This window comes from Virgibacillus phasianinus (genome assembly GCF_002216775.1).
Taxonomy (GTDB): domain Bacteria; phylum Bacillota; class Bacilli; order Bacillales; family Amphibacillaceae; genus Virgibacillus_F; species Virgibacillus_F phasianinus.
Map to the genome: position 1 here is coordinate 872,480 of NZ_CP022315.1, position 12,656 is coordinate 885,135.

A 12,656-nucleotide genomic window follows, 5' to 3' on the forward strand; every position below is an offset into this window, starting at 1 on the left:
ACGACGTAACTATAGGAGTATAAATCCATCGCTGCTTAAAAAACACTGCGCTATAATGGCCTCCTCGAGCTTACGCTGAGGGCACTGAAAAAGGTATAGTTAATACACAAATAGGTGGATCTATCATCGCATCTTGAATATACTGTGCGCACCTTAGGGCGAGTGGCGAGCCTCCTTGCCCCGGCAAGGGGTAGCCGACGTTGCCCGCAAAGGGCGATTTTAGTCGGGCCACATTAACTGCCGTCCTCCGGGGTCTCGCCGATCTCTCACTGCAGGGCAAGGAAAGCTCCCTTGAGAAACATCGCACGCAGAAAAAGCGGGTTTCTTTTTCAAGGAGTCTCCGTATATTCAAGATGCTAGGTAAAGGTGAAAAACTAAATTTTTAAAAATCCACCACTTTTTCAGTGCCCTTCTTATGCTTCTGGAGACCCATCTATGCCTATTATCTAAGCAGGGATCGACTACTACTCGCAGTTACATTTATTGAAGAATGAAGAATCGATGTTATGACTTTATAGGTGCACTCAAACCTAGCGAAGGAAAAATACGGAGACTCCTGTGGGAGCAGAAGCCTCGATGAGACCCCGGAGAGCGTAAGCTCGAGGAGGCTCATCAGCTGCCCACGGAAAGCGCAGTGTTTTTCCGTAGCGGTCGCTGGACCACCAAACATGATTATTAGAATACGTCGCATTTTATATCAACTGCGTATTAAGATCCTATGGTTGAAAGTAACGGTGAACCTCCCCCACCAAATCACAGATTTGGAAGGGGCTTCAATTGACTTAAATACAGCAATCATCACGCTTTAGTTAAAGCACCTTTGGTGCTAAGTGCCTGATGCAAGCTAATTAATGAAGCCAATGTCAGCCGTGTTCTAGCTACGATCGAAGGGACTTTTGCCTTCAAACGTAACCTTTTCTTCTCAGAAAAGGATTTTAAAATTTCTCGCACGAAATAACGTGCGCCAATATTATAAGACGCACTCAAATCTGCGTGATAGACCTTACCACTCTTAAATGTGGCGAGGTCTTTTTTATTATTTCGTTTCACTTCACCGGAACCGTCAAATGCAAGCGCAGAAGTATATTTTGCATTCACTCTGCGGATACGAATACCGCGGTAATGTGCCATTTCTTCAACCTTGGATTGAATACCTATTTTGGACCAGTAATGAAGCTTATGCCGTAAGCGCTTTGCACCATATAATCCCTTCGGGAGTTTCATCTTTCCGAGGTATTCAAATACAATGACGGATGCTTGATGAAGGTCAGCAAATTTGACGATTTTTACCGCAGTATTTACTTTGATGTGATTCTGTAATCCGTTAATCTTTCTCCAGTAATTTGGAGCTTCTATCTTACCAGATAATCGCTGCGCTTTTTTAAGTTTGTTAACAGTTATTCTCAAGCGGTCTTTTTCCAATGGCTGGTTAATAAAGCTACGGCCAATGACAGTTCCGTCTGAACGCATTGCTGAACAAACCGCGGAATTTGTTATTCCTAAGTCTACGGAAATAATCGTTTGATCTTTATGTTTCGTTTTATTTAATTTGATCTCTTTTTCATAAGAAAAGTTAATAAAATATTTTTTTCCAACTTTAATAAGTGTTGGATTATTTTCTTTCCAATCGGTGATGTTCCTGTTTTTTAAGTTTTTGTTGTTGAACTTAACTTTTACCCAAACCCAATCGTGATTCAGATATACTTTTATTTTCGCTTCATCAACATCCGTGCGAATAAACATATTATCCTTATAAAAAACAGGAAACTCGTTATAATCTACACCTAACTTAGGAGGTTTTTTATTAAACGCCTTGCCGTCGGCAATGGCTTTAGACTTTTCATTCTCCCAATTTTTATAATTAGAACGATAACTGTTCACAATCCCAAAGGACTTTGAGGTTGCAGCCCTTCGAAGATAGGAAGGAAACTTATAAAAACAAAGCGTAAAATTATATTTCGGAGAAGGGTTGTTCTTCGTTTGGTGCATAATTTTTTCAATAATACGTATAGCTTCCTTTGTACTCGAACCTTCAAGAATAGACCATTCTTTATTGACAACATCGACGGTAAATTTTAAAGCTTCTCGATAAATAATAAGCTTTGGTTCGAACGATTTTTCACTGTGCGATAAAATTTTATTTTTGATCGTTTTGACCTGCTTCATCGAACAACCCTCCTTCCGTTTATTCTAAATTATATGATATAATTATTATAACTCATATCAGTTGTAAAAAACAATAAGGAGAGACAAATGTGCATTATAATAAAAATAGACACGCTGCTTATAAGCTAACGTATCACTTAGTTGTTGTCACGAAATATAGACATCCAGTTATTTCAGAACCAATAAAAAAACGACTCGAAGAAGTCGCCCATAATCTATTTTCTAAATGGAATTGTGACATTATTGAATTTAATAGCGAGGAAGATCATCTACACATTTTATTTGATGCACCTCCGCAAATCAATCTGGCAAATTCCATTAATAGCTTTAAAACAGTTTCTTCTAGATATATCAGAAAAGAGTTTGCAGATTTCCTTAGCTCTTATTATTGGAAGCCCTACTTTTGGAACAGAAGTTATTTGATTCTAACAACTGGTGGTGCTCCATTGGAAGTGATAAAAAAATATATCCAAGATCAAAATATCAAGACCGCGAAGGCCAACCCCCACTAATTGCTGTGCAATTTAAAGGGGACTGCACCTTCGCTCTTTGTTCAAACTTCCCACCTTTACTATTTAACATACAACTGATGAAAGTACAATTCATATTCTCTGTTGGTTTGTGTAGGCTCTTTACTGATTATTTCTCCTTTAAAGACTGTCTTCCCAGACTTCAGATCAGCAACAACTATGTTTGATTTTGTATTTTGATCGGAAATAGGGCTTGCCGCGTATACCTTTCCATCTCTAATTGTGGTAATCGGGGGCATACCACCGTACTTATTATTTATTTGCATGCTTAAACTAATTTCATCTTCGATCCTTCGATTATTAAGACTGTATGGTGTTATGGTAATGCCTTTTTCATTAAATCTCATGAAATAAACCTTTGTTCCATTAAACATGTTGCTGTCTATGCCGTCAGTTTCAACCGCCTTCTTGATAGACTCAGGAAGTTTGATATGGTTTTTTTCTTTCCTGTCATAGTTGTATGATATATAATCACTAAGTATTTCCTCAACTTCCGGTCCTTCGGCAACTTGATCCTGATTAGCCGGTTTAAACTCTGTTACCACCTTTGCAAAAACGACATTTTCATGTTTCTCAAGGGGACTTGATTCGTTCATCATATAGATATCTGTCTGTGTATTTTCACTCTCTTCCTGTGACATGATTTTCTTATTTTCAACCAGCTTTTTGTTTGATATGTCAAAACGATATTCTCGCACCTCTACTTTTCTATTTCCGCTATCCCTTACATGATTTTGTGTCATGACTACTATCTGATCGTTCTTCTTTTGCACGTCTTCAATCATTACCCAGTCAAGATTGGATTCATTTGGTACCGAAAGATTAAGAGAGGTGGCCTTGTCATCCTGCTTATCCAGAACAGCTATCTTAAATCGGAAATCACTCGGTTTCAAATCATTTCTTTTGTACTCCACATCGGCATAAACTAAATATTGATTATCCTCAAAGTAAGCATTAATATCGCCATTCTTGCCTCTCATAAAACTACGGTATTCCTTTTCCAGTTCAGTAATTTTATTCTTTTGAAAGCCATTAAGCCGGTCAAAAAATGATACTTCACTATCATATCTTGTGCCAGTTGATGTAAGTTGTAATGGTTCGCCATGAAAACCGACTTGATAACTACCATCCAAAACAATGGACTGTACCTCTTTTTCATCCCCACTCTGTTTTTTTATCACAAATTCTGGTTTCTGCGGCGCCGATATTGCAGCATTCACGTAATACGCCCCTACACCAAATACGATAACAGCAATAACTAATGCAGCCTTCCAATATTTTCTCATGTATGTACCCCTCCTTACACTGTTACTTTTTTCTTTAATAAATAGCCACTCGTCCATATAGAACAGGCCAATATTATCGCGGCCATAACGACTTCAATTGCTAACAACTCAATCGGGTAGAAAAACTCATTTAACACAAATGACTGAAGTATCATCGGTATAATAAAAACAACTACTGCCACTAAACTATATAAAACCCCTATTAGTACCCCTTTCCATCGGTAGCTCCGTTCAAATAGGATCGCTGTGAACATAATGCTTACAATCACAAAACCTGCCCCATAATATAAGAAGAACTCTACAAAACTGTTAGGTATGATGACTAGTAATTCAGGCAAACTGCCAATAATGTCCTGAATGCCTAAATCCACTCGAAATTCATTTGGCACCATCCATTTAAAAATGGTTGTTTCAATAGGAAGCAAAATAAGTTGAAATGCCACAAATCCGAATGTCGTCAAAAGTATCGTTGTCGCCTTAGCAAAAAATACATTTAATCTTGCAGTTGGAAGCATTAATAATCGATAGATGAACGTGTTTTTGCCAAACCAGTCACGATACCAAATAAAGAAAATATAGAACGCTATCGCTGCAATACACAAGGCAATCGGTCCGAGAAACCATACACTGCCTACGATATCACTGAAACTCATTGGTCCGCGTCTGGACAAAAAAGCTGCTTTTGACATCATATCTTCATAGATTTTTTCGTTTGCTAGGTTTACATACATTTTGGACAATATAATAACTCCCGCAATCTGAACTAGAAGTATTATCCCAAGCAGCACTGTAAACAATTTAGCGAAACGGTTGATTTCAAAATTAACTAGTTTCAAGTAGCGACTCATACCTGATACACCGCCCTCATCACATCCACAACAGATTTTCCTTCACTTTCACGGGATTCCTCCGCGTTAAACTCCTTGATGACAATTCCTTCGTCCAGCAACACAACTTTATCAATGAGATGTTCAATATCATTAATTTCATGTGTGGTAATAATAACACCGCGGTCCTCAATCAAATGACTGGCAAATACATTGGCAATTTGTTCGCGGCTGAACATATCAATCCCGGAAAAGGGCTCATCCATTAATACGTAATCAACATCCATCGCTAAACCGAGTAATAAATTCACTTTGGCTGTGTTCCCTTTTGATAAGGAAGAGATTTTATCGTCCTCATTTAATTTAAAGAATCCGAGTAATTCAATTGCGCGCTTTTGATTCCAACATGTATAAAAGTCTTTCATAAACTCCATTGCTTCAGAAATCCTCATTTGCGGCAGCATGGTTATCGCATCCGGTATAAAGGTTATTTTCTCAAAAGAGTGTTTGTTAATGGACTCACCGTTTATTAAAATTTGCCCGCTGGTAATTGGGGTCAGCGCCATAATTGCATTTAAAATCGTTGTCTTCCCAACACCGTTTATCCCAATTAAGCAGGTTATTTCCCCTTTGTTAGCCGTAAAAGATACACCTTTCAATATTTCTTTTCGACCATACCTTTTTGTTAGTTCTTTTACTTCAATCATTCTTTAACCCCCTTACTTTTGTACGTTTTTTCCACTAATTTCAGCAATTCTTCAAGTGGAACATTAATTGGTTGCACTAACTCAACAAATGAATGTACAGCCTCATGTAACAATTCGTCCCTCACCTTCCCCAAGGTTTGTTCATTGTTGGTAATTTTACTGGGATGGTTCTTTTCCGTCCGGATCAATCCCTGCTCTTCCATCTCCTTGTATGCCCGTTGTGCAGTATTTGGATTGATCTTAATCCGATTTGCCAATTCGCGCCTTGATGGAATTTCCTCACCAGGCGCTAAGTCACCGACAGCAATTTGTTCCTTAAAATACCGAACAACCTGTAAATAAACTGGATCGCGATTATTAAAGTTCACATTCATCGAAACAACTCCTAAAGGTCTTCGTTGTAAATCATCTATTTAGTCATCGTATGTATTAAGTCGTTCATACACATTATGTATGTATTATATGTATAATACACTTTTTTGTCAATATGAGTGAAAGCCTTTTATAATCTTTGATATACTAGCATTACACCGCTACATGTTGATGGGAGCACCACGATAAAAATTGCAGTCCTATCCGAAAAAATAATTGAAAAATATAAACGTTGTTACTTCCTATTCATACTCAGTTCATAAAGGAAGTGTAGTATATAACTACATAGTTAATTAAAGGGAGAGATTGCCTTGAATAAATATAGTAAAGCTTTACTAAGAGTGTCAGCGGCCTTCGCGTTAGTAGGCGCATTTATTGGATCACATATGGCCGGGTCTGGTGCGTATGAATTCAAAACAGTACACGCACACATTTTGGTTGTTGGGTGGTTAACCTTATTTGCATGGTCCGTCTTTTATAAAGTCTATAAACCAGCCAATAAAGTTTTATCTTTACTTCATGTATGGTCGGCAATCATTGGTGCCATTGGACTTACATCCGGTATGTGGTTGTATTATGTAAAACCGTTTGACATTGGGGATACCCTTACAAACGTGTTTTTCATTGTCGGCGGATCAATCATGCTGTTAAGTTTTATCTTCTTCTTTATCCTGACATTTATGAAAACCGAGGAAGAGAAATAGTAAAGAAAAGTGTAAAAAAAGCCCGAAACCTTTCAAAAAGCTTCGGGCTTTTATTTATAAATCCTCTTGTAACGCATGTCCAGTGACAGACTGTAAGTCATTAAAGTACTCATGAATAATCACTTCATCTGAATGTGGTATTTTTTCACCCTTTACAATTTGCGCCCCATTTATACACCCGCTTGTCAACACGATAATATCCCCTTCATCCCCTAAAGATAATGCCTTTTTCACACCATCTTCTCTAGTCAAAGTTGGATGGATATTTTCGTCAAAACGGTTTGAAAAGCCACCATAAACTTTATCAACAATATCTCTTGGATCGTTATATCCAGGATGGTCAACTGTAACAACGACAGAATCTGCTTTGCCATCCACCGCGTTTGCCATCTTCGGCATCTTATTGAAATCCCGAATTCCAATACCTGCAATCATCACAATCAGACGTTTATACGATAGCTTGTGTACCTCCGACAACAAACTTCTAAGTGCTACTGGTGTGTGCGCATAATCAAGAATAATTTTCCTTCCAGCAGTACCTTCCTGGATAAGCTCAAACCTGCCTTCAGGGTTTTCAATATGGGATAGGGCTTGGACAATTTTTCCCGCCGTATAACCAGCATCAATTGCTACACAAACCGCCGCCAATAGATTTGCCACATTATAAGCACCGAACACAGGAGTTTGCACACGATGCGTTTCACCCATAACCTCTAAATCGATAAGTGATCCATTGTCGTTAACCATGATATTTGTTGCCTTCACATCTGCTTGTGACTCACTTAACAGGCTGTACGTAAGAATATCACCCTCACATGTTTCAAGGATATCAGCAGCCATCGCTGGATCATCAGCATTAACTACTGCAGTCTTCACCTGTTCAAATAACTTCAACTTTGCTTTTTTATAGTTTGCAAAGTTTTTATGGTATTCGATATGCTCTGGAGACAAATTTGTATGTACGCCTACGTCAAATAAAATACCTTCCACTCTTTTTTGTTCAATAGCAATGGAAGAGACCTCCATCGCAACTGCTTTATCACCCGCAGCATAAAGTTGGTCAAAAATCTCATGGATATCTGATGATTCTGGTGTCGTCGGCGTACTCGGTTGAAAATCCAGCTTTCCTTTAGAAGACCATACTCCAGTTGTACCAATTGAACCCGCGGGTAAACCCAAGTTATTCAATAATGATTTTACATAAGCTGCAACGGTTGTTTTTCCATTTGTGCCTGTAATTCCTATTGTATATAAATCTTTGTACCTGAAATCATGAAAGAGAAGAGACAGATTCGCAACAGCGATACGCACATGGGAAACATATAAAAATGTGCAATCAGGGTAATTCTCAGAAGTTCGCTTCAAAACTTCTTCATTATTGCCAAGTAAAACAGTTGCCCCCTGCTCAATTGCATTTTTTATATAAAGATGCCCATCCTCATTTTCACCTGCAATGCAAGCAAAAGCGGATCCATCGATAACTTTTCGCGAGTCGTATGTTATCGATGAAATTCTGTTTTCTTCCGTACCATATATTTTTAAAACACCTATCTCGTTATCATTTTTAAAGTCTATATTCATCGTTGCACCTCGCAAATTTTTCGAGTCATCGTTGGATACGGGTATTATTATAGGGTTTACCTTATTTTACCCTTCTGAAAAACATGCTATTCGAATTAAATTATCGACTTAACACTATTTAGCCTTGCCTCGATCCTCTTGTTTAACAGCCTTGAAAAACGAGGCGCCCATTAGCAGGATGACAATTGAGAAAGGTAATGCTGCAATGATCAGGACATTCTGCAGTCCTTGTGTCCCACCAAAGTAAACGACGATTGCAGCCATAGCGGATTGCGCTAATCCCCAAACAATTTTCACAGAATTTGATGGATTTATATGACCATCGGTACTTAGCATCCCAAGAACGAATGTTGCAGAGTCTGCTGAAGTTATGAAAAAGATAGCAACAACAAAAATGGTGATAATTGACATCAATGTACCTAATGGATATTCCTGTAATACCCCAAATGTTGAAGTTTCTAAAGAAAACTCGGAAATTGCTGCTATCCCATTCTGTTCAAGGTTAAGTGCGGATACACCAAAGACGGCAAAGAAAATAAAGCAAACCAAAGCCGGAACAATTAGAACCCCAAGCATAAATTCTTTTACAGTCCGCCCTTTTGAAATCCTTGCAATGAAGATTCCTACAAATGGCGCCCAGGAAATCCACCAAGCCCAATAGAAAATTGTCCAACTATTAATCCAAACACGATTATCGTGATCCAATGGCGCTAAATGGAAACTCATATCAAAAAAGTTCGAGATATATCCACCAAGTGTGCTGGTAAACATATTGAGAATATATAGTGTTGGACCAACGATAAATAGGATAAGCAACAGAATAAACGCCAGTCCCATATTAATATTACTTAAGTATTTAATACCACGGCCAATCCCCGACCAGGCTGAGCCAATAAATAACGCCGTTGCGACCGCCAGGATAATTAAAAGCACCGTAAAATTATTTGGAATATCAAACAAAAATGATAAACCACCATTTATTTGTGCAGAACCGAAGCCAAGCGTTGCCGCAACACCTACCACTGTTGCGACAACTGCCAGGGTATCAATCATTTTACCGATGATGCCCCGCATCGCCTTTTCACCAAATAACGGAACGAGTGTGGCGCTAATTAAACCAGGCGCGTCCCGATGGAATTTAAAATAGGCAAGGACAAGTGCAACTATTCCGTATACTGCCCATGCATGAATGCCCCAATGAAAAAATGAATATTGAAGCGCTTCTTTAACTGCCTCATCGGTTCCGGGTTCCGCCGATGGGGTACTTTTAAATGCATGTGAAATAGGCTCCGCTGTTGTCCAAAAAACTAAACCCATTCCCATTCCGGCACTAAATAACATGGCAAACCAGGAAACTAAACTAAACTCAGGCTTATCTCCATCTTTTCCCAGTTTGACACTGCCGAACTTAGAAAAGATTAGATAAATACAAAAAATCAGCATGATCATAATGATAATTAAATAATACCAACCAAAATGCACAGATATGAATTTTGTAATGGCAGCGGTAGCTTCCTGCAAATTATTTGGTGCAATCGATCCCCATATTACAACCGCCACACAGACAATAAGTCCATACCAAAAGACTAATGTTACACTCTTCACTCTTCCACCTCTAATATGTATGTATTTTTTTAAACTGATGTTTTTTATAAATAAAAATCTGTCTAGCTCCAGCGCACAGAAGCTGCCGTCATAAGCAATGGACACGACGAACGCTAAACCCATGCGTTCTACGGCCCCTTGCTTATGCGTCCGCTTCTAAACGGGGCGCTTGCGCCTTTCTTAGTATTTGTATTATGTCTCTGACATATTCCCTGTTTTATAATATATAAAACCATTTGCCATCGGTTTCTATCCGAGTTTTATGTATATTAGCGCGCCTAGTACTTGTCAATATACGGGCAGATACTAGGCCCTAATTTAAATTTTCAGCTTTTGGAAATAATCAATAATCCCTAAGGAACTTACTTGCATATCTAAATTTATTAAATAATAAACATCATGCTCATCAGATACATGTATAGATCCCAAATATTCTTTCACGCGAAACACCAACCTGTTCGCTAGCTCAGCATAGCCACCCTTAGAAGCGTATACTTTCTCCCCTTCTTCCACAAAAACATCCAGCCATTCGGATACCTGGTCCAAAGCCTTGTCAATTTTTGTAGTCATTCCAAAGTGCCCGAAATAAATTCGGTCTACATGTAATGCCCTTACTCGATTAATCGATGTTTGCATTGCTACAGGGTCAAAGTGATTTGGTGAGGTAGACGGCAGAAAGAAGTCAATTCCATCACGAACTAGCTGCTGATAACGGATTCCTACGGTGTCTCCGGTAAAGATTCCATTACTAACAGGATCGTAAATACTGAAATGGTGCTTCGCGTGACCAGGTGTATCAAAAAATTCCAGTGTACAATCAGATCCTATTTTTAGTTCCTCCCCTTCTCCTTTGACGATTAGTTTATCTTCCTCAATAGGAACGATTGGATCAAATAATTCCGTGAAGCTTTCTCCATATACGGCGCGAGCGCCTGCTGCAAGTTTTTTTGGTGCAGCTAAATGACGCGCACCCCTTGGGTGAACCACAACTTTAGCATTCGGACAATCTCTTACTAACAAGCCTGCCCCGCCAGCATGGTCTAAATGAACATGTGTAACGATAATATATTTTACTTCCTCCAATGCGAAACCCAGTGAATCCAAACCGGACTTAACATATTTAACTGATGGACTTGGCCCTGTTTCAATCAAAGTGAGCTCATCTTCTTCAATTACATATGTACCGGTGCGTTCCGGTTTTCCTAAGTCGAATCCATCAATTAGGTATATACGGTCATCTATTCGTATTGGTTTTTTCATTTCCATCCCTTCCCTCCTACCCTAAAATGCCAGTATAAACTATCAATAATTTAACATACTAAGAAATATTAGCCAATAAAGGAGGAATATTGATATGAAAACTATTTTGTACCTCGTATTAACAATAATGGTAGTAGTTGCTGTTTCATTAAATAACGATGGAGAAAATAACACTGCGCAACAAGGCAATGAGTTATCCAGTAACCATTCGTCCGTGGAGGTGATGAGCAGTGAAACACCTTCATTAATGAACGGACTTAATCAAGTTCTAGCTTCGTTAAACGAATTAAAGTCTGTAGTAATGAAAGCCACCGAAAACAAAAAGAAATTAAAGGGGATTGCTGAAAAGGTGGGAGAAAACTGGGACAAAATTGAAAAACAGGTGGAAGAAAAGTATCCCGATGACTACGAAAACATTGAGAAAAGTCTCTATCCATTGCTGGCTGAGGCAAAGAAAGAACAACCCAACCTGGCAAACATAGGACAATTACTAAAAGATAGCACCAAGAAGCTGGAAGCGTTCAAGAAAAAAGTGGCAAATAACCCATCCTAAGTATCTGTATAAGAAGTCGGTTTTAGCAAAAAATAACCCTGATTAACTTTAAGGAGGCTTTTTAACGTGCAATTTCAAAATCAACAGCAAAACCAAAACCTGACAGGTACATCTGAAATGCCAGCACAAATCAGTCATGGCGGAAATGAGTTATTTGATACTCATGAAGCATTATCAACATTAACTGGTGGATTGGAACAATATTTATTGTATGAACAGCACATCCAAAGTCCTGAGTTAAAAGCGATGGAACAACGTCACCATACATTTTTGACACAGCTTTATAACACAATTGTTGAGACATTGAAAACAGGTCAAGAGCCAACAGTCAAAACACAGACGTATAATATGGCTGAAAGCAATGATGTCATATATGGAATGCAACCGTCAGCACCAAAGTCTCCTAGTCAATCTGTTAGTCAAATAAATGACGAATGTGTTTCGGGATATATGCTTGGCGTAATGAAATCAACAGCGTCAACTTTTACGATGACAGCACTTGAAACTACTAACCCAGTTCTTAGACGTGTATTCTCCGACAGTGTTCCCAACATCATCGAAATGGCATATGAAGTATTTTTATTCCAGAATAAGAATCAATATTATCAGGTAGCACAATTACCTGCGCAGGATATGCAATTAATCATGAACAGCTTTGCACCAACCCAGGGAACCATGCCACACTAGCTAAGAAAAGCGGAAGGGCCCGTTTAGAAGCGGACGCATAAGCAAGGGACCGTAGAACGCATGGGCTTGGCGTTCGTCGTGTCCATTGCTTATGACGGCAGCTTCTGGGCGCTGGAGCTAGACAGATTCTTATAAAAAAGTAAAAAAGGGCTATCTATTCAAAATCATGAATAGATAGCCCTTGGTGTTTAATCCAGTAATCGATTAGTTGGATCTACATCCATTATCCGGGTCGGTTCACCGTTTTTCACGCCTTCACCATCACAAACACTGCATTTGTACTGCCAGCCTTCGTCATCGGAAAGCATGCCGGTTCCTTCGCAGGCAAGACACGTATTTTCTCTTTCCACCATCTTCATCAACCTCCATGTATATTGC

General features: G+C 38.9%; 13 protein-coding genes. 4 read left to right on the plus strand and 9 right to left on the minus strand.

What is annotated here, in order from left to right; genetic code table 11:
• Positions 1-798 precede the first annotated feature (798 nt).
• Positions 799-2,166 carry an IS200/IS605 family accessory protein TnpB-related protein gene (locus CFK37_RS04430; protein ID WP_089060749.1) on the minus strand — a complete coding sequence of 456 codons (1,368 nt, stop codon included), beginning with the start codon at positions 2,164-2,166 and terminating at the stop codon, positions 799-801.
• Between the two features lie 89 nt (positions 2,167-2,255).
• Between CFK37_RS04430 and tnpA the strand changes: the two genes are divergently transcribed.
• Entirely contained in the window at positions 2,256-2,678 is a 423-nt protein-coding gene (gene tnpA, locus CFK37_RS04435) for an IS200/IS605 family transposase (RefSeq protein WP_089060750.1), read from the plus strand.
• A 59-nt stretch (positions 2,679-2,737) separates the two neighbouring features.
• Here tnpA and CFK37_RS04440 read toward each other — a convergent pair whose 3' ends face one another.
• Genes CFK37_RS04440 through CFK37_RS04455 form a run of 4 tightly spaced genes read right to left on the minus strand, consistent with a single transcriptional unit; the run spans position 2,738 to position 5,890 of the window.
• Positions 2,738-3,982: a hypothetical protein gene (locus CFK37_RS04440; protein ID WP_089060751.1), complete on the minus strand. Its 1,245-nt coding sequence runs from the start codon at positions 3,980-3,982 to the stop codon at positions 2,738-2,740.
• A 14-nt stretch (positions 3,983-3,996) separates the two neighbouring features.
• Positions 3,997-4,818 carry a hypothetical protein gene (locus tag CFK37_RS04445; protein WP_342746742.1) on the minus strand — a complete coding sequence of 274 codons (822 nt, stop codon included), beginning with the start codon at positions 4,816-4,818 and terminating at the stop codon, positions 3,997-3,999.
• Positions 4,819-4,826: 8 nt separating this feature from the next.
• Positions 4,827-5,516: an ABC transporter ATP-binding protein gene (locus tag CFK37_RS04450; protein ID WP_089060753.1), complete on the minus strand. Its 690-nt coding sequence runs from the start codon at positions 5,514-5,516 to the stop codon at positions 4,827-4,829.
• Positions 5,513-5,890, minus strand: a complete 378-nt coding sequence (locus tag CFK37_RS04455) for a GntR family transcriptional regulator (protein WP_089060754.1) — start codon at positions 5,888-5,890, stop codon at positions 5,513-5,515. Before CFK37_RS04455 ends, CFK37_RS04450 begins: the two co-directional genes overlap by 4 nt.
• Before the next feature lie 309 nt (positions 5,891-6,199).
• Between CFK37_RS04455 and CFK37_RS04460 the strand changes: the two genes are divergently transcribed.
• A complete protein-coding gene (locus tag CFK37_RS04460) occupies positions 6,200-6,592 on the plus strand; it encodes a hypothetical protein (protein WP_089060755.1) in 393 nt (130 codons plus the stop codon).
• A 54-nt stretch (positions 6,593-6,646) separates the two neighbouring features.
• Here CFK37_RS04460 and CFK37_RS04465 read toward each other — a convergent pair whose 3' ends face one another.
• From CFK37_RS04465 to CFK37_RS04475, 3 genes are all read right to left on the minus strand, one after another.
• Positions 6,647-8,173: a UDP-N-acetylmuramoyl-L-alanyl-D-glutamate--2,6-diaminopimelate ligase gene (locus tag CFK37_RS04465; RefSeq protein ID WP_089060756.1), complete on the minus strand. Its 1,527-nt coding sequence runs from the start codon at positions 8,171-8,173 to the stop codon at positions 6,647-6,649.
• Between the two features lie 114 nt (positions 8,174-8,287).
• Complete coding sequence (locus CFK37_RS04470; RefSeq protein ID WP_089063539.1) at positions 8,288-9,778, minus strand: glycine betaine uptake BCCT transporter; 1,491 nt, start codon at positions 9,776-9,778, stop codon at positions 8,288-8,290.
• Between the two features lie 318 nt (positions 9,779-10,096).
• On the minus strand, positions 10,097-11,044 hold the full coding sequence (locus CFK37_RS04475) for an MBL fold metallo-hydrolase (protein ID WP_089060757.1): 948 nt from the start codon (positions 11,042-11,044) through the stop codon (positions 10,097-10,099).
• Positions 11,045-11,132: 88 nt separating this feature from the next.
• On the opposite strand from CFK37_RS04475, the gene CFK37_RS04480 reads away from it, so the two are divergent.
• Positions 11,133-11,591, plus strand: a complete 459-nt coding sequence (locus CFK37_RS04480) for a hypothetical protein (RefSeq protein ID WP_089060758.1) — start codon at positions 11,133-11,135, stop codon at positions 11,589-11,591.
• Positions 11,592-11,708: 117 nt separating this feature from the next.
• Complete coding sequence (locus CFK37_RS04485) at positions 11,709-12,278, plus strand: spore coat protein (RefSeq protein WP_089063540.1); 570 nt, start codon at positions 11,709-11,711, stop codon at positions 12,276-12,278.
• 188 nt (positions 12,279-12,466) lie between these two features.
• On the opposite strand, the gene CFK37_RS20140 is transcribed toward CFK37_RS04485, so the two are convergent.
• Positions 12,467-12,631 carry a hypothetical protein gene (locus CFK37_RS20140; RefSeq protein ID WP_172840457.1) on the minus strand — a complete coding sequence of 55 codons (165 nt, stop codon included), beginning with the start codon at positions 12,629-12,631 and terminating at the stop codon, positions 12,467-12,469.
• Between the last annotated feature and the right edge of the window lie 25 nt (positions 12,632-12,656).

What these genes read in the sequence shown, in the direction of transcription:
- CFK37_RS20140 (WP_172840457.1), bottom strand. Translation starts at nt 12,631, where the DNA reads ATGGTGGAAAGAGAAAATACGTGTCTTGCCTGCGAAGGAACCGGCATG.
- CFK37_RS04465 (WP_089060756.1), bottom strand. Translation starts at nt 8,173, where the DNA reads ATGAATATAGACTTTAAAAATGATAACGAGATAGGTGTTTTAAAAATA.
- CFK37_RS04455 (WP_089060754.1), bottom strand. Translation starts at nt 5,890, where the DNA reads ATGAATGTGAACTTTAATAATCGCGATCCAGTTTATTTACAGGTTGTT.
- CFK37_RS04480 (WP_089060758.1), top strand. Translation starts at nt 11,133, where the DNA reads ATGAAAACTATTTTGTACCTCGTATTAACAATAATGGTAGTAGTTGCT.
- CFK37_RS04450 (WP_089060753.1), bottom strand. Translation starts at nt 5,516, where the DNA reads ATGATTGAAGTAAAAGAACTAACAAAAAGGTATGGTCGAAAAGAAATA.
- CFK37_RS04475 (WP_089060757.1), bottom strand. Translation starts at nt 11,044, where the DNA reads ATGGAAATGAAAAAACCAATACGAATAGATGACCGTATATACCTAATT.
- CFK37_RS04485 (WP_089063540.1), top strand. Translation starts at nt 11,709, where the DNA reads ATGCCAGCACAAATCAGTCATGGCGGAAATGAGTTATTTGATACTCAT.
- CFK37_RS04430 (WP_089060749.1), bottom strand. Translation starts at nt 2,166, where the DNA reads ATGAAGCAGGTCAAAACGATCAAAAATAAAATTTTATCGCACAGTGAA.
- CFK37_RS04440 (WP_089060751.1), bottom strand. Translation starts at nt 3,982, where the DNA reads ATGAGAAAATATTGGAAGGCTGCATTAGTTATTGCTGTTATCGTATTT.